The organism is Paenibacillus sp. tmac-D7, assembly GCF_006519665.1.
Taxonomy (GTDB): Bacteria; Bacillota; Bacilli; order Paenibacillales; family NBRC-103111; genus Paenibacillus_G; species Paenibacillus_G validus.
Genome location: NZ_VIDW01000002.1, coordinates 17,969 through 38,342, shown reverse-complemented (window position 1 = coordinate 38,342; position 20,374 = coordinate 17,969). Strand labels below are relative to the sequence as shown.

The following is a 20,374-nucleotide window of genomic DNA, read 5'->3' as shown; positions in this document are numbered from 1 at the left end:
TCTTTGAGAATGATTGGTATTTCACCAATTATTATTATAAACTTTTATATGAGAACTTGTCCAATAGAGCGTGCCTCAACCAAGAAACAGGGGGAAGGAATCCCGTGGAATTCAGACAGTTGCAGTATTTTGTGAAAGTGGCCCGCAAGCAGCACGTGACTCAAGCGGCGGAAGAGCTGCATGTGGCGCAATCGGCGGTCAGCCGGCAAATCCACCAGCTGGAGGAAGAACTGGGTGTCCAATTATTCGTGCAGAAGGGGCGCAATCTCCAGCTTACCTCGGTCGGAAAGTTGTTTTTGTGTCGCGTAGAAGCCATAATGACGGATTTGGAGCGGGCGATAAACGAAGTTCATGAGTTCATGGATCCGGAGCAGGGAGAAATTCGCATCGGCTTCCCGCACAGCCTCGGCATTTATTTGCTGCCCACCGTCGTGGCGCGTTTTCGGGAAACACATCCGCGAGTCAAATTCCGCCTTCGTCAAGGCACCTACAATAGTCTCATCCGCGATGTGGTGAAAGGTGAAATCGATCTGTCCTTCATTTCACCTTTTCCCGAGAAACATAACCAAGTCACGGGCGATTTGCTGCTGCTGGAAGAGCTGTACGCCATCGTCCCGCAGGAGCACCCGCTGGCCCGCAATGAACAAATTCGATTGGAACAGTTAAAGAACGATTCGTTCGTTATGTTCAGCGAGGAGTATTCGCTGCGGAGCATCGTGCTTGAAGCTTGCACTAAGGCCGGATTTACCCCGAAAATCGGCTTTGAAGGCGAGGAGACGGATACGATCCGCGGATTGGTGGCGGCCGGTATGGGGGTAAGTATGCTGCCGGAGATGGCATTAACGGAGATTAGCCAGCTGCAGCCGTCCAAGGTGCGGGTCATCGAACCGCGCGTAACGCGCAGCGTCGGGTTGATTCAACGCTCGGGGGACAAGCTGCCGCTTGTTGCCGAAGGGTTTCGTAAATTTTTACTCGAGTTTTTCATTCATCGTTCTTGATCATAGCCAGCCCATCAACGGCTGCATCACATAGCAACCAAGAAGCCCCGGCCGATGGCCGGGGCTTCTTGATGGAGTTGAATTAATCGTCGCTGCGGTTGAAGATCCAAATGTATTCTAACAGCTGCAGCACCGAGATGAGTGCGGCGGCGACATAAGTGAGTGCGGCGGCGCCTAATACTTTGGAGACGCCCTTCTCCTCATGATTACGAATGAATCCCGAGGAGATCATCAGGTCGCGGGCGCGGGAGGAAGCGTTAAACTCCACCGGCAGCGTAATCAACTGAAAAGCGACAGCGGCGCTGAATAAGAGAATCCCGATCAAGATGAGCCCGGAAATTTTGAAGAAAAATCCTCCTAACAGAAGGAACGGTGCGATGCCGGAAGAAAAGTTTACAATCGGGAAAATCTTATGTCTGGCTACCAGCATCGGATAATGAACCTTATGCTGGATCGCATGACCGACTTCGTGCGCCGCCACCGATACGGCGGAGATCGAACGCTCGTAGTATACGGGTTCAGACAATCTGACGACTCTCGCCACCGGGTCGTAATGGTCGGTCAATGCACCGCGAACCGCTTCGACCGGTACGTCATACAGTCCGTTGTCGTCCAGGATGCGCCGCGCTACATCGTAACCGGTCAATCCCGACTCGACCGGTACGTCTGAGAATTTGTTGAAGGTTCCTTTAACCCGGAAGCTTGCCCAAACGCTCAGTCCGAATGCGGCCAGAATGAGGATGGTCCATGGCGTGAATAACATATTCGACTACACTCCATTCTTTGTTTGTTTGAGGTTATATCAGGAAAGAGGGCCTTTACCCAGCAGCAGCAAGAGTGCTTCGATACAAGCAGCAGCGGATGGCGTCAGCTTCTGGTGCAGATTCTTCAGCTGCGTCGGCTTCAGCTTCTCGACAAGCGGGCCGACCTCCTTCGCTTCCCGTTCCAGCTGCTTCAATAGAACCTGCAAGGATGTAAGTTTATCTGTCACAATCTCGTCTTGGCTTACTTTGTTCCATTGACGAAGGCTGTCCTTGATCTCTTCTAAGGTATATTTCTCCCTCTTCATCGATTCAATACGTTTAAGCCGAGTCAAGGTTTCATCACTGTACAATCGATAATTTGTATTCGACCTCGTTTCCGGATCGATTAAGCCGAGCTTCGTATAATAATCGATCGTTCTGGGGCTTACTTCCGATAAGCGAGCCAGCTCGCCAATTTTATAAAGCTTCATATCCCCATGATTCGTCACCTCTTTTCACCTATAATGATACTCATTCCAAACCATACAGTCAAACGTTATGCTTTGCGTTGCGTAAATGGGCATAGAACCGATATGGCTGCCGGAAATCGGTAGACATCCAAATGAATTGTAATAATATATGACACGCATATTAGGAGTAGTACAAATTATTCATATAAAAAACGAATGATCATCTATCGATGTCAGGTTATTTTTCGGAAAACCATAAAATTAATGAAAGATCTATTGCAAAAAAATGAATATCTGCATATAATGACATTATTAATTTCATATTATGTTATATAAAATAACACAAACTAAGGAAGTGGTCGATGTGTTAAAGAAAATGATGGTTTCTTTAGGTCTGTTGTCCCTGTTCGCTCCTGCCGGAATGGCACTTGCGGCTGACGACAAAACGCCGGCTCAATTGGCTGCGGCTATCGATTCGGTTTGGGTTATGCTTGCAGCCATTCTCGTCATCTTCATGCAAGCCGGCTTTGCCTTATTGGAAGCGGGCTCGACGCGGATGAAAAATGCAGGTCACGTTGCCGGTAAAACCATCTTGACGTTCGGGCTGTGCGCCATCGCTTTCTGGGCTGTTGGTTTCGGTTTGGCGTTCGGCGACGGCAACAGTTTTATCGGTACCGGCGGTTTTTTCCTGGACGGTACGGCTGATCAGGTGAAAGCGAGCATCAGCTTGTTTGCGGAATCTCCGATTCCGATCGGCATCCTGTTCTTGTTTCAGCTCGCCTTTGCCGGCGTATCGCTCGCGATCGCATGGGGCGGTTTCGCAGAGCGCGGCAAGCTTCCGGTTTACTTCATCTTCGGTATTTTATATACGATCATCATCTATCCTATCGTTGCCCATTGGGTATGGGGCGGCGGTTGGCTCGGCTCTATCGGCATGCAGGATTTCGCAGGCTCGACAGTCGTTCACCTGCAGGGCGCGACGGCCGCTCTCGTGGCGACCCTCTTGCTGAAACCTCGTATCGGTAAATATAATAAAGACAAAACGCCTAACCTGATTCCAGGTCATAACCAAGTGCTTTCTGTTCTTGGCGTCATTATTTTGTGGATCGGTTGGTTCGGATTTAACGCGGGTTCCACGCTTAGCGCAACCGGCGACGGCTTCTTCGGTCACGTTGCGCTGACCACGAACCTGGCTGCTGCAGCAGGTGCGGTAGCGGCACTGATCGTCTCCTGGATTTACTTCGGCAAAGCCGACATTCCCAGCATGCTGAACGGCTTACTTGCCGCGCTTGTCGCCATTACAGCCGCGTGCGCTTTCGTAACGCCCCGCGATGCCATCATCATCGGCGCGATTGCCGGTATTGTTACCTTCTTCACCGCGCAATGGTTTGAAAAAGCGGGTATTGACGATCCGGTTTACGCTTTCTCCGTACACGGGATCGCAGGGGTTTGGGGTACGTTGTCTACAGGTATTTTCGCAACGCCGCAATTGGTTGAAACGGTAGGGATCGGTAAAGCCGGTTTACTGTACGGCGGCGGGTTCGAGCAATTGGGCGTTCAAGCGCTCGGCGTTGTCGGGGCGTTCCTCTTCGTGCTCGTGCTTTCCTTCATTATCTTGTACTTGATTAAAGCGACGATCGGTCTGCGCGTAACCGAAGAAGAAGAAATCATCGGTTTGGACCTTTCCGAACACGGCACGTACGGCTATCCCGAGCAAATGAAAAAAGCGGCAGCCGGCGGCCAAACGCACAGCCTGTAAGAAAAGCCTCGGAATCTGTACAAGAAAAATCAGCTATAATTCTCTCACGGGAAGGAGATGCAGGCATGGAGCGTCATGCGTGGGACAGCATCATCCAAGAGGTCAAAGAGGCCCGGGACTTCAGCCAGCTTAGAGCTTTACGCGATCGCGCTCACGATGTATTTCTCCTGCATCTTCCTTCGGAAGAACCGTTCGAATGGAACGGAGGGGTGAATCGGCTTCACGATACGATTATTTACCGGACGATCGAGATGACGGAGCGAATCCTCTGTGAGGAGAGGAACGAACAGGTTCCTCTTCCCTATGCTTTTTTGCTATTCGGCAGCGGCGGACGAGTAGAACAAACATTGTGGAGCGACCAGGACAACGGTCTGATTTACGCCGATCCGGGGGATGAGAAGGAAGCGGAACAAGCGAAGGCGTTTTTCAGCGTGCTGTCCGAACGTATATCGGCCAATCTGGAGACGGCGGGCTATCCGCCATGCAGCGGCGGGGTGTTGTGCACGAACGACAAGTGGCGGCAGCCGCTATCCGGTTATTTGGCGATGACGAACGAATGGTTGGCGGAGCCGAATTGGGAGAACGTCCGGTATTTGCTCATCGCTGCCGATTTGCGCACGATTTACGGCGACCGCAGCCTGGGAGAGTCGCTCATCGACTCCTTCGTTTCCTACAATCAAGCGCATCCGCTGATGTACAGGCATATGCTGCAGAATACGCTGCACCACAAAGTGTCGATCGGCATATTCGGCCAGCTCATCAAGGAGCGGTATGGTGAGGATGCCGGCGGTGTGGATGTCAAATACGGCGCCTATATCCCGATCGTCAACGGAGTCCGGCTGCTCGCGCTGGAAGCAGGCATTCGGGTTACTTCAACGGAAGGGCGGATCAGGCTGCTTCTTGCCCAAGGGCATGTGCCCGACGAAATCGGTCACGACTGGCTCGATGCGTTGGCGGCTGCGCTAAAGCTGCGCTCGATGACCCCGTTCCAGCTGGAGGAAGGCCATTATACGTCAAGAGGCAAGCTGACGGCGGATTTATTGACCAGAGAGAGAACGACCGAATTGAAATTGTGTTTGCGGATCGGAAACGAGCTGCAAAAATACGTCAAAAAGGTCGTACATTCGGAGATAGAAAATCGGAAGAAAGCGGGTGAATGCTGGTGATGGATAGGAGGCCGCCGGGAAGAATGTGGAGTTTGTACAAAATGGGCGGGCTTACGCCGGCGATCACATCGATGTTTGATATGCAAAGTGCACAGCAGATGGCTTTTATTCGGTCCATCATGAAGGAACAGCGAAAAAATTCGTTATATGAAATTCCGCTCCATACGCTGGAACTGGTCGTATTCGATTTGGAAACGACCGGTTTTTCGCCGTATAACGGAGACGAAATCATTTCGGTCGGCGCGGTAGCCGTCAACGGCTCGGAAGTGGAAGATCAACAAACGTACTACAGCTTGGTCAATCCGAAACGCAATATTCCGGAGGAAATCGAAGAGCTGACGGGCATCACGAACAAGGAAGCGTCCGCCGCGCCCGAGCTGCTGCATGCTTTGCGCGGTTTCTTGGAGTTCGTTCAGCAGAAGGTGCTCGTTGCGCACGGCACCGGGCATGACAAGCACTTCTTGAACGCCGCTTTATGGCGCACCTCCAAGGTGAATTTGACGCACCGGCTGCTCGATACGATGATGGTCGCCAAATGGTTGAATCCGAAATTGAAAGCGTATGATCTGGATACGCTGCTGGATCATTACGGCGTTAAAGTGACGCAGCGGCATCATGCGCTGGAGGATGCGAGAATGACAGCCCGCTTGTGGTCGAGGCTGCTCGAGCAAGCGCGTGAACGAGACGTTCAGACGCTTGGCGATTTGTACATGCAGCTCAGCAGACATTAAAAAACCTTCGGAACGAAGTCGAATCCGAAGGTTTTTTTGCGCTTATGGACTGTTGTCGCCAACGCGGAAAACCAGAGGAAGGCTGACCGGTTTCTTGTCCCCGCCGCAGGTGATGGTGTAAGCTCGCACAGCCGGCGACTCCAGGTCGGATAACGATACGATCCAATAACTCGCAATACCGTTCCACAACGGGTCGAGATCGAGCGAAGATGGAACCGGCGGCGCTTTCGGGTGCGAATGAACGATGCCCAGCAATGCTCGACGTGTTCCCGCCGGGTGTTCTCCCGAGCCCCGCGTCAACGCCCGAATCAGCTGCTGCGGATGCATCCGAAACCGGTGCCCGGGGTCGGAGGCAACGTTAGCGATAGGCAGAAATTCGTCGATGATGGGCGAAACCAGGGATTCGCTTTGCGTTGAATCGCCGCCGAATAGCAAGCCGCAGGCTTCCAGCGGGTAGGCTTCCCGGCAATGGTCTATCATCTTTTGCCAAACGGCGGACGTCAGTGTAATCGATTCGGGTGGCATCGGGCGCTGTTCGCCTCATCTCATTTTTACCTTCCATTATAAGAGCAACCGCTCCGGATGGCTAGCTGCCTCCAAGCTTGGCAGGCGGTTTGATGAAGAAAAAGACGAGAACGAGCGTGATCGCGGTAAGCGATGTAACGGTAATAAATACGATTTGATGCGACTTGTCCATCATCCAGCCGAACAAGGGCGGACCGAACGCCACACCCAGGAAGCGCAGGCTGCTGTAAAGCGACGTAATCATTCCCCGCTGGTCGCGTTCGACCGAGCCCGTAATCATGGTGTTGAGGCACGGCAGAAGGAGCCCGGTTCCAATGCTGCTGAGCGTTAGAAGACTGATGAACAGATAGATGTTTTTGTTATAAAAGAGGATGCATAAGCCGAGCGAGACCGTCATGACAGCTAATCCGATCGTCATCAGCACTCGCATCAAGCTGCCGTTCTTCTTAATCATGGAGCCTGTCGTATACGACGTGATCACGAGTCCCAGCAAGGGGATGGCCAGCACAAGACCTTTCATGACGCCGTCGATATGGTACGGCGCCGCTTCTAGAATGTCCGATAAATAGAAGAGAACGCCGAACAGGACGAACAGCGCTACCGAACCGGCGACAAACGAAGTGACCAGCCAGCGGCCTTTTTTCTTCATGACCGTGCCGATCTGCCGGATATATTCGGACAGCTTCGGGGGTTCGTTCTTGCGCTCCGGTTCCTTCAGCAAAAAAACAACGGCGAGCAGGGAAAGCAGGCAAAACACCGGAAATGCGAAAAAGGCGGCATACCAAACAATTAACGCCAGCAGCGAGCCGAGTATCGGGCTGACCACTTTCCCGGTGCCGTTGGACGCTTCCGTCAAGCCTAGCGCCTTGCTTTCCGTTCCATCGTTATACAAGTCGCCCGCCAGTGCCATCGCGATCGGCGCCGTGCCGGCGGCGCCCAGGCCTTGAATCGCTCTGGCGACGATAAGCACGGTGTAGGAGTTCCAAACGGCCCCCAGACCAGCCAAAATGCCGGCTGCTCCGTAAATGATGAGCGAAGGGATAATAATCGCTTTGCGTGAGAACCGGTCCGACAAATAACCGGATATCGGGATCACAAGGCCGGCTGTGACGGAAAACAGCGTAATCACAAGGCTGCTCTGAAATTGGCTGATCCCGAGCTTCTCTTGAAGTTCCGGCAAGATCGGTACGAGCATCGAATTGCCGAGCACCAGGACGAGCGGTACCGTTGCAATGGCGATGAACTCCCAGATCAAACCTTTGGAGCCGGCGTTCGCTTGCTGCTTCGCGGTCGGCTTGGATTCGGTTTGGTCGCCGGCTTCGGATTGGCGATTCATTGTGTAGTTATCCGCTGTTATATCGCTTTCGAAGAGGATGGACAGTTTCTTCTTTTTCGTTTTTTCCATTGCTGACGGGACCTCCATATGCGCCGATAATAAGATTAATGTATCCTGCGCTCTGGAAGCCATCCTTGGAAGCAGGCTGGAACGTTTTCCATGGGATTCATTTCGCTGCAGCTGGAAATAATAGTAGGCATCCCTTGTTGGCGCGCCGGAGGAAAAGCAGGAACGCAAGATGGAGGAGAACATACGATGAAAAAAACAATAGCATTGGCGGTTGCGGCTTTGGTTTTGGCGGTTACCGCCGGCTGGCAATGGCAACGCATGGATCGCCAGACGAAGGTCGCGGCAGCGGCGGCGGCTAAACCGTCGGTTGCGGTCGATTTGCCGGTTCCTCACCATGTAATAAAAGGCTTGGACGGTAAAGAATACGTGATCGGAGGCACGCGCGACAAGCCGCTGCTGATTAATTTTTGGGCGTCTTGGTGCGGGCCTTGTCATGAGGAGGTGCCGGCGCTGAAACATGTGTACAAGCGTTACAAGGATCATTTCGATCTGTATGCGGTGAACGTTACGAAGGGTGATTCGATAAAAGATGTCAACGCGTTCGTTCAAGGACACGATCTGCCTTTTCCGGTCCTGCTCGACACGAGCGGCGAGGCGGCGAACGATTTCCGCATTTTGTTCGTCCCGACAAGCTTTCTCGTTGACAAGCATGGACGCTTGGTGGAAATCGTCCATGTGCTTGCTCCCGATGAGCTGGAGGCTAAAATTAAGAAGCTTATTGACGCTTCGCCGGCTTCCTGAACGTAAAAAAGCTGCAGCCTGCGCATCGGAGCGCGGACTGCAGCTTCACTCGTTCTAGTGGTTGACAAGGCCTAAGCGTTCTTTAGACTCTGCTTGCTTGCTCGCGGCTCTTGTTTGGTTCAGCAAGGCATAACGGATGCTGTCGACAAGCGCTTGCCAGCTGGCTTCGATAATGTTCTCGGAGACGCCGACCGTGCTCCACGTATTCTGGAAGTCGGACGATTCGATCAGTACGCGAACCTTCGCGGCCGTTGCGTCTTTCTCGTCAAGCACACGCACCTTATAGTCGGACAAATGCATGTTCTGGAGGCCGGGGTAGTACTGCAGCAAGCATTTGCGCAGGGCGTTGTCGAGCGCATTAACCGGGCCGTTGCCTTCGGCCGCGTTATAACAGGTTTCGCCGTGGACTCTCACTTTCACGATCGCTTCGGTTAATACCGGCTGGTTCATCGTTTTGGCGACCATAATTTTGAACGATTCGAGCGAGAATACTTCCTCCAGCTTGCCGTATGCGTTGCGAATGAGCAGCTCCAGCGTAGCGTCTGCACCTTCGAATTGGTAGCCTTGATGCTCCATTTCTTTGATCTGCTCGATCAACTGCTTGGTTTGCTGGTTGTTCGTATCGAAATCAAGACCCATTTCCTGCGCTTTGAATACGAGATTGCTTTGACCGGCCAGCTCGGAGACGAGGACACGCTGTTTGTTGCCGACAAGCTCGGGCTTGATATGCTCGTATGTGCTGGAGTTGCGCAGGATGGCCGAGACGTGAATGCCGCCCTTGTGAGCGAAAGCGGCCGCTCCTACATACGGCTGGTTCACCGGCATATGCATATTTGCGATTTCGCTGACGTATCTGGCGACGCCGGTTAAGCTGGCCAGCTGTTCTTCGCTGATGACGCTGTAGTTCAGCTTTAATTGAAGATTCGGAATAATGGACACGAGGTTGGCGTTGCCGCAGCGTTCGCCGTACCCGTTAATGGTGCCCTGCACTTGCGTAGCGCCGGCCATGACAGCCGCGAGGCTGTTGGCGACGCCGAGCTCACAGTCGTTATGGGCGTGGATACCGACCGGCGTCGCGACCGATTGACGGACGACCTTCACGATTTCCGTAATTTCGTGCGGCAGCGTGCCGCCGTTCGTATCGCACAGCACGATCCAATCCGCGCCTGCTTCCTCCGCTTTGCGGATGGTAGCCAAGGCGTAGTCGGGGTTGCTTTTGTAACCGTCGAAGAAGTGCTCGGCGTCGTAGATAACCTCGAGCCCGTTCTGCTTCAAGTAACGGACGGAATCGAAAATCATCGCCAGGTTTTCTTCCAAGGTCGTTTGGATCGCGGTATGAACCTGGAAATCCCACGACTTCCCGAAGATGGTGGCAACCGAAACCCCGACTTCGATAATTCGGTTCAGGTTCGGATCTTGATCCGCGAGCGTTTCTTTGCGGCGCGTGCTGCCGAAGGCGGTCACCTTGGCGTGCTTGAGCTTCAAATCTTTGACGCGAATGAAAAACTCGATGTCTTTGTTGTTGCTTCCCGGCCAGCCGCCTTCAATATAAGTAACTCCCAATGCGTCGAGCCTCTGGGCGATTTTCAGCTTGTCTTCCACGGAAAGGCTGACGCCTTCTCCTTGCGTTCCGTCGCGGAGCGTAGTATCGAAAATTTTAACGGTGCCTGTCATGGGAATCCTCCTGTTTCGTGAAAGCCTATCGATGGCAAAGTATAATTCATAATTATAGCACATTGTTTCTTGTTAGGGATATTATAGAATATAAAATCATGCCGTCAGGGCGGCAGTTGACCGACGCCGCGAGCCGATTTATGCTAGAGATAGCGAAGTGAGGAGGTGACCCGGGCGATGTCGGACGGAACCCAGGAGACGCGGATGCCGGCGAACGGTTATCCGCTGAACGGCAGAGTGATTCTGCATATCGATATGAACGCGTTTTATTGCTCCGTGCATGAAGCCGTCGAGCCGGAGAAGTACGGCGGCAAGGCGCTGGCTGTGGCGGGAAGCGTGGAGCTGCGCAAAGGCATCATCGTGACGTGTTCGTACGTCGCCCGGGCCCGCGGCGTGAAGACCGGAATGCTCGTTCGCGAGGCGTTGAAGTTATGCCCGAATTTGATTTTGATCCGACCCGATTTCGATTTATACCGCCAGTTCTCCCGCCGCTTTATGAAAATCGCTTATGACTATTCGCCGCTCGTGGAAACGATGTCGATTGATGAATGTTACGTTGATATTACCGGCTCGAAGTCGTTCGGCACGCCCCTGCACATTGCGCAAACGATACAGAGCCGCATTCGCGAGGAGCTTAGCTTGCCTTGCTCCATCGGCGTCGCCCCGAATAAGCTGCTGGCCAAAATGGCTTCCGATATGAAGAAGCCAAATGGCATCTCCGTGCTGCGGAAGCGGGACGTCCCCGGGGTGCTATGGCCGCATCCGTGCGCCTTGCTGTTCGGGATCGGGAAGAAGACCGCGGATAAGCTGAAACGGCTGCAAATTCATACGCTGGGTCAGCTGGCGCATGCCGATGAGAGGCTGCTGACGAACCACTTCGGGGTGATGGGCGCCTGGCTGAAACGGGCGGCGAACGGCGAGGACGACGCCCCCGTCAACCCGGAGCGCGAACAGAGCAAATCGATCGGCCATACGACGACGCTGCCCGTGAACTATACGCAGCGTGCTGATCTTCACCGCGTTTTTCTGAATTTGGCGGATCAAGTGGGGCGCAGACTGCGCAAGCAGGAGCTGCTCGCGCACACCGTGCAGGTGACGATTCGCGATCCGGATATGAAGACGATTACGAGAGCGGCTAAGCTTACGGAGCCGTCGGAGAGCGCCGACGACTTTTACCGGATGGCGTGCAAGCTGTTCGATGCTTATTGGAAGGAAGGGGACCCGGTGCGCCTGGTCGGCCTTACGCTGCAAAATTTGACCTCGCGGCAGGAATCCGCCGTGCAGCTCGATTTATTCAGCTATCAGAAGCAGCCGGTGAAAGAAAAGCTCAACCGGACGCTCGACAAGCTGCGCGACAAGTACGGGGAAAGCGCGGTGTTGACGGCCGGGATGCTGGGCGACGATCCGTCGACGCTGATCCGTAACGCCAAAGTGCGCGGCACGTCGCTGCAGATGGATCACTTGCGGCTCAAGGGGCTCGAGGTGGAAGACGATTCCTGAACCATTTGCGTTCGTTTTGTTTTAAGGTTGGGCCGTTCGGGTTAATATAACGTATAGAGAGGCTACCGTTCTCGTTCCGTGAACGATTTGTTTCATACTTTCTATTTGAACTTTCTTGTTTTTTATAATATTATATTTTAGGATAAGGTTACACAATCAAGGGAGGAACTTAGACATGGCAAAATATACTTGGGTTGAAAAAGACACCTGTATCGCGTGCGGCGCATGCGGCGCCACGGCACCTGATATTTACGATTACGATGATGAGGGCCTTGCTGAAGTTATTTTCGAAGGCGACGGCAACAAAGGCGTTACGGAAATTCCGGAAGACCTGTACGATGATCTGCAAGACGCGCAAGACGGTTGCCCGACTGACTCTATTAAAGTGGCGGATACGCCTTTTAACTAATCGATTCGACCTGCAACTTAAAGCCTATTCCCGGCCATCGGGGGTAGGCTTTTTTTCATATGTTTTTACAATTCCTTGATTCTTTAAATGTTTTTGTATGTTAAAATATAGTGGCGTATACTGATCGCTGGGGGCTATTCATGAAGAAGAAGGAAATGAGCAAGTCAACCGTCCTTTTTATTGGCAATGCAATCATCATATTGTTAGGTATCGTCATACTGGCGTCCGGTTGGTTGAAGGTGCTGTCGAATGAGATATATATGTGGAATTTGAAAGGTACGATGTCCCAGCAGCCGCATGAGGATATCGTCGTCATCGGCATCGACGAGCAGTCGATTAAGGAAGTGGGACCTTATCCGTGGGACCGGAAGGTTTACGCGCAGCTGATTCAAAAGTTGGAACAGGGCGGGGCTAAAGTCATCGCCTTCGATATCGAGCTGTACACCGAAAGCGACAAGCCGGAGAGCGACCAGGCGCTTGCCGAGGAGCTGGCCAAGCATAAGAACATTATTCTTCCTTCGCACGCGCTGGTGGAAGGCGAATTCAACCGCAGCACGACGGTCAGGGCCGGCGAATGGATGGAGGCCCGCGGGGTGCAGCAGCCGATTCCGATATTTAAAGACTCCGTGCACCGGGCGCACATCAACGCAACGTTCGACACTGACGGCGTCGTCCGCTCGAACTGGCTGCAAATCCATACGCCCGAAGGCCTATTTCCGTCGATGGGCTTGGCGATGGCCCAACTGGCGGGCGCCAATGTGGATCGCTACTTGAATTTGCCGATGCTGAAAGACCGTCCGAAATCGGAGATGCTGATTCGATGGGACGCCAAGGAGTTTGACTTTGAAACGATTCCTTTCAATAACGTGCTGCAAGGCAAAGTGCCTCCGGCGACATTCAAGGACCGGCTTATTCTGGTCGGTTATGTGGCGCCGGGCTCGGATGAAGGCATTACCCCGATCGAGAACCATATGCACATGGTTTACGCGCATGCGAACATCTTGAACCAAATTTTGAAAGATCAAGTCATTGCGCGGGTGAACGGGCTGCTGGAGCTGGCGCTTGCCGTCGTCGTGGCGCTGTTCGCCGTCATCGCGACCTGGCGGCTCCGGGCGACTTCGGGAGCGCTTCTCCTGCTCGGCCTCATGATTGCGCTCCTTGCGGGCCAATATTTCCTGTTCTCCTCCTCGCTGCAATATATGGATGTCGTAGGCGCGCTGGCGTGCGGATTGCTTGCCTACCTCGGGAATATCTCCATGAAGACGTACTTCGAGACGAAGCAGAAAAACTACATAACGAAACAATTCGGCCGTTATATCTCCCCCGATCTGGTTAAAGAAATAGCTACGAGCGAGCAAGAAATCAAGCTCGGCGGCATCAGTAAAGAGCTGACCGTGCTGTTCCTGGACGTCCGGGGATTCACTCCGCTATCCGAGAGGCTCGAGCCGGAGGAGGTCGTCGATTTCCTCAACATGATGTTCAACCTGATTACCGAACGGGCGCTGGCCAACCACGGCACGATCGACAAATTTATCGGCGACGCAGCGATGATTCTGTACAACGCTCCGCTTGACGTTCCGGACCATCCGTACTACGCGGTGAAGACGGCATTCGAGATCCAGAAGGGCATGGAGAAGGTTCGCGCCGACGTGCTGGAGAAGTATGGCGTAACGATTGCGGTAGGGATCGGCATCAACACGGGGAAAATGGTCGTCGGCAACATCGGCTCCTACCTGCGGGTCGACTACACGGCGATCGGCGATAACGTCAATACGGCGGCGCGGATCGAATCGAACACGCAGCCGAATCAAGTGCTTGTTTCCGAAGCGACGTATGAGCTGACGAAGGCGTACTTCGAATACAACTTTGCCGGCGAGAAGCTGATGAAAGGGAAGAGCGTGCCGCTGAAGCTGTACGAGGTGTTAGGTATACGGGGAGCTCCGGCGTCAGCTGCGGAAAGGAAAACCGGCGTATCCTAGACGAGAATGGGTTCGATTTCGATTTCGATGGTTCTTATACATCGTAAAGAGAGGAGTTTTGCAGTGAGACACGAAACTGAAGCACATCAACGGAAAGGCCGGAGGACGGTGTCTTGGGCCGTAACGGGGACGATGGTTTTGTCGCTGCTGTCTTCGGCATTCGCCGAACCGGCTTCCGCCAAGTCCGTTCGTTCCGCCGTCGTTGTTGAAGTGAGCGGCGACGTCACCTACACGAAATCGGGCGGATCCCGTTCCAATACGGTTTATCAAGACTTGACGCTGAATCAGGGGGATACGATCTCCACCGGTCCCGGAGCGTCGGCCGTGCTGCGGATCGTCGACCGGAACGATGAGCTGACGATCGGGGAGAACGCCGAGGTGTACATCTCCGAGCTGATGGAAGACGGGGGCGCGAAGAAATCGAAGGTGAAAGCCTGGGCCGGCTCCATGTGGTCGAAAGTGAAATCGCTCGTCAGCTCGGAAGACGAGTTCGAGGTGGAGACGCCGACGGCGGTCATGGGTGTACGCGGAACGCAGTTCTTCATATATACCAATCCGTTAACGGGTAGAACGACCATGCTGGTTGCCGCGGGGGTCGTCAGGGCGACGACCGTAACTTCCGGTACTTCAGGGCCCGGCGAATCCAGTTTACAGCTTACAAATACCGCAGCGGTGTATCCGGCCCAGCAGATCAATCTGGACACGCGAACGCAAGCGCCTGATTTGCGTACGAGGGTTGAATATGCGGATATGAATCAAATCGTAAACCAGGCTTCGCCCAAGGTAATGGAAGCTTTCGTGAAAAACATTCCCGACATCCAGCGGGAGCTCGATGAGATGAAACAAAAATTGCAGCAGCAGTTCGAGCAAGGCTTGCAGAAGCCGGATGAGTTTGCGATCCTCAAATTTCTGTCGGAGGACGATTTGGCGAAAGTGATGAACAACTTCGATGCCGCTATCCCGAACCTGGTGAAAGCTGCCATCGATGAGAAGAAAATTGATCAGAAGATGGTGGATCAGGCGAATCAAAACATTGAAGACCCGCTCAAAAAGATTGATTTGAACAAGATCCCGTTGCTGGACAAGAACGCGGGGATCGACCCGGAGGTCGAGAAGGCGAAGCGGGAGCAGCCCCCTGCGCCGCCGAAAACCGGTGAAGACAATCTGCTTCAGGCCAACAAGGATAAGCTGAGTTCTCTGCTGAATCGGCTGGAAGAAGACAAGAAGCGGATCAAGGAAGCGAACGATGCAGCGAAGGCGGCGGCTAATAAACAAGCCGAGGATGCGCTGTTAAGCCGTATGACGGATGAGGCCAGAAAAAATTTCGAACAAACGCAACAGAACAATCCGAATCCGGCGCCAACCCCCGCGCCAGCTCCATCTAATTCTAGCGGGGATTCCGGGAATACGCCTCCGGGCGCTCCCGTCGTGAAGAGCGCCCCCCCGGAAGGCGTTGAAAAACCAAAGCGTAACCGTCGTGCTTACCGCAGAGGCCGGTTCGAAAATTAAGCTGAACAACGAAACGAAAGACGTTGTGAACGGAGAAGCTGCGTTTACGGTTACCGTACCAAGCACCCTTGGGGTTTACCGGCTGCATGCGGTTACGATCAATTCTGCCGGAACAAGCGCAGACAAAGAGATTGCGATCGAAGTGGTTGAACCGAAAGTGACCCTGAGCCAGGTCGGCGTCAAGGAAAACAATCAAATCATGCTGAAGCTGGAGATGGAGAACTTCCTGGAAGCTCTTCCGTTCTATGCGGTTCAGGCGCATGTCGCTTACAACAAGGCCGATTTGAACTACGAGGCTCCGGGCGCAGGCTTGCCTAGTGATGACGGAACGATATTCGACGGGGCAAACTCGGCGGAAACGTTAACGCAAGAGGTCGGAACGACGGAGAAGCAGCTGATTTTCGCCGGCACCCGTTATGAGACGCCCGGCTCCAGCCCGGTGCCGCCAATCAACTTGAAGGGCGAAACGGCAACGCTGCTCTTCGCGCCGTTAACCGTAACGACATCGGCTGCTTCGACACAAGTCAAGCTGATGTATGTAAAGGTCCTTGACAAAGACGGCCGCACCGTATACGAATTGCCGGTCAGCGCGGCAGCATCGGCCGCTGTGACGTTAAATTAAAGCTTCAGCGGCCAGAAAGGAGCACCTCATGAATAAAGCCATGAAAATCATCGCCTTGTCCATCCTCGCATCCGTTATCGCCGGAGGTACCGGAGCGTCTGCAGCGGGCTTGTACGCGGACGGTCTCCGGGGAGCGGATCATCAACTATTGCTCCAAGTGACGACATACGCCGGAACGGGGGATATCGGCAACGTCAACGGCAGGACGAATGCGGCGCAATTCCGGCTTCCGGCAGGTATTGCCGTCAAGCCGGACGGAGCGGTTCTTTTCAGCGATTCGCGCAATCATCAAATTCGCAAAATCTACAGCGGGCTGGTTACCCCGTACGCCGGCATTTATTACGAAATGGACGCTAAAGGGTTCCCGATCGGCGGGCGATTGGACGGCGCAAGCGACTTGTCGCTGTTCTCCGGCCCGCAGGGAATCGCGACCGACGCGCAAGGCAATGTATACGTCGCGGATACCGGCAATCACTCGATCCGCAAAATCGATCCGTCCGGCAACGTCAGCACGATTGCCGGGGACGGCGTTCTGGGCAAGGAAGACGGGCCGGGATCCAAGGCGCGTTTCAACAGTCCGCTGGATGTCGCCGTCGCGGCTGACGGTACCGTTTATGTAGCCGATACGCTGAATCATGCGATTCGCAGCATTTCGCCAAGCGGTCAAGTGACGACGTTAAATGCGGCATCCGGACGGGCGGTCGAGGTTTCTCCAGGGCAAGCGGCGCCGGCGGGAGATTTCGCCGACGGAGCTTTGGCTCAGGCCAAGTTTAACGAGCCGAGCGGGCTGGCTTTGGATGGCAAGGGCAACCTGTACGTCAGCGACGCGGGCAATCAGCGTATCCGTTATATCGATCTGCAGCAAGGCACCGTCACAACGGCAGCCGGCAGCGGCAAAGCGGAAGCGCTCAAGGATCTGTATGTCCCGGGCGGATTTGCCGACGGGGAGGCGTTGAACGCGGCGTTTAACTTCCCGCTGGGCTTGTCGGTTACGGAAGAAGGCGGCGTGGTCATCGCCGACAGCCAAAACCATTCGATCCGTTATTTGCTCGACGGTCAAGTATCGACGCTTGCCGGCGCGCCGGATCAAACGACGGGCGAGGCCGACGGCATCGAAGGCTATGCGCAGCTGCATCGTCCGACGGACGTCGCCGTGCTGGAAGACGGCAGTCTGCTTGTTTCGGACGCTTACAACAATAAAATTCGTCAAATCCGTCCTTTCCGGCTTCCCGCCAACCTGCCGGACGATACGAACGTGAAGGTCGTTCTCGATGACAAGTGGATCGAGTTTGATGCGCTGCCCGAAATCGGGAACGGACGGACGATGGTTCCTGTTCGGGCGATCACGGAAGCGCTCGGTTACAACGTAACGTTCGACGATGCGGCTAGAGCCGTCCAGCTGAGTAAAGACGGCGTAACGATTGAGCTTTACATCGACCGCACCGGCGTGAAACGAATCGAGCAGGGCCAAGCGGGCGTCGAGAAAAGCACGGATGCCGCCCCTTATATCAAACAAGACCGCACTTATGTGCCGGTCCGTTTCTTCGCCGAAGAAATTGGCTTGGATGTTGAATGGGATTCTAAGACACGCACCGCCATCTTGCGGACAACTGGCAAATAATTGCCGCTGAACGGAACAAGGCTTATTCTGTAGAGAGAGCGACTTTACTTTCTTCACAGAATAGGTCTTTTCGATTAAGATTACATGTACATTCAGACGTCAAAGAACAGAGGTGAACGGCTTGCCGGACGAACGAGAGCGGTTGCTGAAGCGTATCGAACAATTGGAAAAAAGAAACCGTGACTTGGAGCTGCTGCTGGAATCGGCATCCGAATTAAATCGCGGCGGTGCGGAACCGGACCATCCGTTCTCGATGAATTTGATTCATTCGCTCGTATTGGCGCTGGATTCACGCGATCCTTATACGGCCGGGCATTCGTCCCGCGTTGCGTTGTACTCGTTGTGGATCGCCCGGAAGCTTGGAATATCCGAGGAAGAATGCAAGCATTTCCACCGCGCCGCGTTGATGCACGACATCGGCAAGATCGGCGTACCCGATCGTATTCTGCTGAAAGCGGAAAGCTTGAACGACGAGGAGTTTCAGGAGATGATCGCGCATACGACGATCGGCGCCCGCATCTTGTCCAAGATGGAGCCGGAAGAACGTATGCTTCAGGCGACTCAGGTTGCCAAATATCATCATGAGAAGATGAACGGCTCGGGGTACCCCGACGGCTTGCGCGGGGATCAAATTCCGTTCTTCGCGCGAATCGTCGCCGTGGCCGACGCTTTCGACGCGATGACGACGGACCGTCCTTACGCGCGAGGGCGCAGCTACGAGGAAGGCATGTCGGAAATTATACGCTGCAAGGGGACCCATTTCGACCCCGAGATCGTCGATGCCTTTGAGGCGGTCATGCGAGAGAAGCTTCGCACGGGAACGGTACTGCGTTCATCGTCAAGCCTCGAGGAGAGGTAAGAGGGAGCGCTTCATGAATAAGGCAAGAAGAAGCTGAAACCGCTGCAGAGCGGTTTTTGGCGCTGCTTCCGCGGCTCCCCTTCACCTTCACAATTAAAAGCCGCCGGCCGATATTATAGGGGAGAAGGGTGGAAAGCGAGGGGGAGTTCGTGAGAACGAAAGATTCCGACGAACAACTGCAGCAGTTTTTTAAACAGGATCCGCAATATTTGAAAAAATACGTCCGGGAGCATCCCGATAATAAAATGGCCTGGTACTTGCTCGGCCGGGAGTATGAGGAGCAAGGCAAGCAGGGCAAGGCGCTGTACTGCTATGCGCAAGCCGGCGAGGTGTACGAGGCCTATGAAGAGCAGAAGGTCGTGCTGCCCGCGGAGGAGGCGGCTTCGCCCGGGCCGTCGAAGCCGCCTCGGGCGTCTCGCCGCTGGGGGATTCGGTTCATGCGTCTCGCCGTAGCGATGCTTGCGCTCGGAGCTGCGCTGCTCTCGGCGCCCGGCCTGCAGACGCGAACGGTGGAGGAGCTGGCGCAGCCTGCGGCCGTCGTCCCTGCGGACGTCACGCCGGCGCAAATTCAGGCGACCCGGGTGTACTATTTGGCCGGGACCAAAACGCCGGAGACGATCGGCCAAGCGCTGCAGCACATGCTGCTGCTCGAACGGGTGAGAAGCTTCGGCATCCTGGTGCGCGGCATCCCGCTCAGCGATTCGACCTGGATCGAATGGCTGCGAAAGCCGGAGACGCTCTTGTCGGTGGAGGCGGAGTCTGACGCTTCGCGGCAGCAAATTTTGTACCACGACGCGGAAAGCTGTCAATGCGAGCCGAGCGACGCTCAGCGGGCGGACGGCGTCGTAGCGGCATGGATGTCTCATCAGGAGCAGCAGGCCGTGCTTCGCTCGGCGGTGGCAGCCTACATCCGGCGCACCGGACAAGCGCCTACGGAAGCTTCGCAATTGACGGCGTCGTATCCGGACAACGTGCTGCCCGGGTTGACGCCTTATATGTCGGAGCTGTTCGCACGCGACTCGGCGGCTATAGCGCAAGAGATGCAGGGCTGGAACGAGCGCTCAGCCGCGCAGGCGGGCGGATCTTCGCAAGGTCAGACGCCACCCGGTGAGCTTCCCGAGGGATTGATTCAACCGCTCGCCGAGCCGCTTGAAATTAAGATAGACAAAACGGCTCACCGGCTGGCGGTCGTGAGCGGCAGCATTGTCGTGCGCGAATACCCGGTCGGTCTCGGCGGTTCGCGGACGCCGGAAGGGAGCTTCGTTATTTCGGAGAAGGTGCGCAATCCGAACGGCCAATCAGACGGCGATTTCGGCAGCCGAGGGATGACGCTGTCCGATACGTTATACGCGATTCACGGGACGAACAAGCCGAAGAGCATCGGCAAGGATCAGTCGCTCGGCTGCGTCCGGATGCGCCAGACAGACGTGGAGGAGCTGTTCGACATGGCGCCGCTCGGTACGAAGGTGACGATCGGCCGCGGCTTGCTGCCTGCCGCCACGTCCGTCAGCGCGACCCCGTTGAAGCTGCCCGCTCAAGCCGACGATACGAACCCGAACAAGGTGTATAAATGGCTCGATTAGACGACGTTCCCCTCGCTTTTGGCGTTCCGTTCAACGATGATGGCGTGATCGTAAATTTGAGCCGCAAAGATGGAGTACGA

At 54.6% G+C, this 20,374-nt stretch carries 18 protein-coding genes; 13 read left to right on the top strand and 5 right to left on the bottom strand.

Features of this window, described 5'->3' with window-relative positions; genetic code table 11:
* Window positions 1-104: 104 nt before the first annotated feature.
* The gene (gene gltC / locus FKP33_RS01640; protein WP_054799239.1) at window positions 105-998 is read left to right on the top strand and encodes a glutamate biosynthesis transcriptional regulator GltC; all 894 of its coding nucleotides are present in this window, start codon (window positions 105-107) and stop codon (window positions 996-998) included.
* 82 nt (window positions 999-1,080) lie between these two features.
* Here gltC and FKP33_RS01635 read toward each other — a convergent pair whose 3' ends face one another.
* Window positions 1,081-1,761, bottom strand: a complete 681-nt coding sequence (locus FKP33_RS01635; protein ID WP_054796820.1) for a zinc metallopeptidase — start codon at window positions 1,759-1,761, stop codon at window positions 1,081-1,083.
* A gap of 39 nt (window positions 1,762-1,800) precedes the next feature.
* Window positions 1,801-2,232: a helix-turn-helix domain-containing protein gene (locus FKP33_RS01630; protein ID WP_054796821.1), complete on the bottom strand. Its 432-nt coding sequence runs from the start codon at window positions 2,230-2,232 to the stop codon at window positions 1,801-1,803.
* Window positions 2,233-2,590: 358 nt separating this feature from the next.
* Between FKP33_RS01630 and FKP33_RS01625 the strand changes: the two genes are divergently transcribed.
* From FKP33_RS01625 to FKP33_RS01615, 3 genes are all read left to right on the top strand, one after another.
* Window positions 2,591-3,970, top strand: coding sequence for an ammonium transporter (locus FKP33_RS01625; protein WP_373423821.1), 1,380 nt, complete (start codon window positions 2,591-2,593; stop codon window positions 3,968-3,970).
* Window positions 3,971-4,035: 65 nt separating this feature from the next.
* Window positions 4,036-5,136, top strand: a complete 1,101-nt coding sequence (locus tag FKP33_RS01620; protein ID WP_141333800.1) for a DUF294 nucleotidyltransferase-like domain-containing protein — start codon at window positions 4,036-4,038, stop codon at window positions 5,134-5,136.
* Window positions 5,133-5,867 carry an exonuclease domain-containing protein gene (locus FKP33_RS01615; protein WP_141333878.1) on the top strand — a complete coding sequence of 245 codons (735 nt, stop codon included), beginning with the start codon at window positions 5,133-5,135 and terminating at the stop codon, window positions 5,865-5,867. Before FKP33_RS01620 ends, FKP33_RS01615 begins: the two co-directional genes overlap by 4 nt.
* Before the next feature lie 42 nt (window positions 5,868-5,909).
* On the opposite strand, the gene FKP33_RS01610 is transcribed toward FKP33_RS01615, so the two are convergent.
* Both FKP33_RS01610 and FKP33_RS01605 read right to left on the bottom strand, forming a co-directional pair.
* The gene (locus tag FKP33_RS01610) at window positions 5,910-6,392 is read right to left on the bottom strand and encodes a M67 family metallopeptidase (RefSeq protein WP_127606105.1); all 483 of its coding nucleotides are present in this window, start codon (window positions 6,390-6,392) and stop codon (window positions 5,910-5,912) included.
* A 61-nt stretch (window positions 6,393-6,453) separates the two neighbouring features.
* A complete protein-coding gene (locus tag FKP33_RS01605; RefSeq protein ID WP_127606103.1) occupies window positions 6,454-7,797 on the bottom strand; it encodes an MFS transporter in 1,344 nt (447 codons plus the stop codon).
* Between the two features lie 186 nt (window positions 7,798-7,983).
* On the opposite strand from FKP33_RS01605, the gene FKP33_RS01600 reads away from it, so the two are divergent.
* On the top strand, window positions 7,984-8,538 hold the full coding sequence (locus FKP33_RS01600; protein ID WP_127606101.1) for a TlpA family protein disulfide reductase: 555 nt from the start codon (window positions 7,984-7,986) through the stop codon (window positions 8,536-8,538).
* A gap of 54 nt (window positions 8,539-8,592) precedes the next feature.
* On the opposite strand, the gene cimA is transcribed toward FKP33_RS01600, so the two are convergent.
* Window positions 8,593-10,212 (bottom strand): citramalate synthase, encoded by a 1,620-nt coding sequence (gene cimA, locus FKP33_RS01595; protein ID WP_054796824.1) that lies wholly within the window; start codon window positions 10,210-10,212, stop codon window positions 8,593-8,595.
* A gap of 177 nt (window positions 10,213-10,389) precedes the next feature.
* On the opposite strand from cimA, the gene FKP33_RS01590 reads away from it, so the two are divergent.
* From FKP33_RS01590 to FKP33_RS01555, 8 genes are all read left to right on the top strand, one after another.
* Complete coding sequence (locus FKP33_RS01590) at window positions 10,390-11,712, top strand: DNA polymerase IV (RefSeq protein ID WP_258313354.1); 1,323 nt, start codon at window positions 10,390-10,392, stop codon at window positions 11,710-11,712.
* A gap of 175 nt (window positions 11,713-11,887) precedes the next feature.
* Entirely contained in the window at window positions 11,888-12,121 is a 234-nt protein-coding gene (locus FKP33_RS01585; RefSeq protein ID WP_127606099.1) for a ferredoxin, read from the top strand.
* A 140-nt stretch (window positions 12,122-12,261) separates the two neighbouring features.
* Complete coding sequence (locus FKP33_RS01580) at window positions 12,262-14,100, top strand: CHASE2 domain-containing protein (RefSeq protein ID WP_127606097.1); 1,839 nt, start codon at window positions 12,262-12,264, stop codon at window positions 14,098-14,100.
* 63 nt (window positions 14,101-14,163) lie between these two features.
* A complete protein-coding gene (locus FKP33_RS01575) occupies window positions 14,164-15,609 on the top strand; it encodes a FecR family protein (RefSeq protein ID WP_181410020.1) in 1,446 nt (481 codons plus the stop codon).
* Entirely contained in the window at window positions 15,554-16,231 is a 678-nt protein-coding gene (locus FKP33_RS01570; protein WP_141333798.1) for a hypothetical protein, read from the top strand. The genes FKP33_RS01575 and FKP33_RS01570 overlap by 56 nt, the downstream gene beginning before the upstream one ends.
* Before the next feature lie 28 nt (window positions 16,232-16,259).
* Entirely contained in the window at window positions 16,260-17,852 is a 1,593-nt protein-coding gene (locus FKP33_RS01565; RefSeq protein ID WP_127606093.1) for a stalk domain-containing protein, read from the top strand.
* A 121-nt stretch (window positions 17,853-17,973) separates the two neighbouring features.
* Window positions 17,974-18,711, top strand: a complete 738-nt coding sequence (locus FKP33_RS01560) for an HD-GYP domain-containing protein (protein ID WP_127606091.1) — start codon at window positions 17,974-17,976, stop codon at window positions 18,709-18,711.
* Between the two features lie 149 nt (window positions 18,712-18,860).
* The gene (locus FKP33_RS01555) at window positions 18,861-20,294 is read left to right on the top strand and encodes a L,D-transpeptidase family protein (RefSeq protein WP_164751752.1); all 1,434 of its coding nucleotides are present in this window, start codon (window positions 18,861-18,863) and stop codon (window positions 20,292-20,294) included.
* Window positions 20,295-20,374: the final 80 nt, after the last annotated feature.

Excerpts from the sequence above, each read along its gene's own strand:
- FKP33_RS01620 (WP_141333800.1), top strand. The coding sequence starts at position 4,036 with ATGGAGCGTCATGCGTGGGACAGCATCATCCAAGAGGTCAAAGAGGCC.
- cimA (WP_054796824.1), bottom strand. The coding sequence starts at position 10,212 with ATGACAGGCACCGTTAAAATTTTCGATACTACGCTCCGCGACGGAACG.
- FKP33_RS01585 (WP_127606099.1), top strand. The coding sequence starts at position 11,888 with ATGGCAAAATATACTTGGGTTGAAAAAGACACCTGTATCGCGTGCGGC.
- FKP33_RS01610 (WP_127606105.1), bottom strand. The coding sequence starts at position 6,392 with ATGCCACCCGAATCGATTACACTGACGTCCGCCGTTTGGCAAAAGATG.
- FKP33_RS01580 (WP_127606097.1), top strand. The coding sequence starts at position 12,262 with ATGAAGAAGAAGGAAATGAGCAAGTCAACCGTCCTTTTTATTGGCAAT.
- FKP33_RS01600 (WP_127606101.1), top strand. The coding sequence starts at position 7,984 with ATGAAAAAAACAATAGCATTGGCGGTTGCGGCTTTGGTTTTGGCGGTT.
- FKP33_RS01565 (WP_127606093.1), top strand. The coding sequence starts at position 16,260 with ATGAATAAAGCCATGAAAATCATCGCCTTGTCCATCCTCGCATCCGTT.
- FKP33_RS01605 (WP_127606103.1), bottom strand. The coding sequence starts at position 7,797 with ATGGAAAAAACGAAAAAGAAGAAACTGTCCATCCTCTTCGAAAGCGAT.
- FKP33_RS01590 (WP_258313354.1), top strand. The coding sequence starts at position 10,390 with ATGTCGGACGGAACCCAGGAGACGCGGATGCCGGCGAACGGTTATCCG.
- FKP33_RS01630 (WP_054796821.1), bottom strand. The coding sequence starts at position 2,232 with ATGAAGCTTTATAAAATTGGCGAGCTGGCTCGCTTATCGGAAGTAAGC.
- FKP33_RS01635 (WP_054796820.1), bottom strand. The coding sequence starts at position 1,761 with ATGTTATTCACGCCATGGACCATCCTCATTCTGGCCGCATTCGGACTG.
- FKP33_RS01625 (WP_373423821.1), top strand. The coding sequence starts at position 2,591 with ATGGTTTCTTTAGGTCTGTTGTCCCTGTTCGCTCCTGCCGGAATGGCA.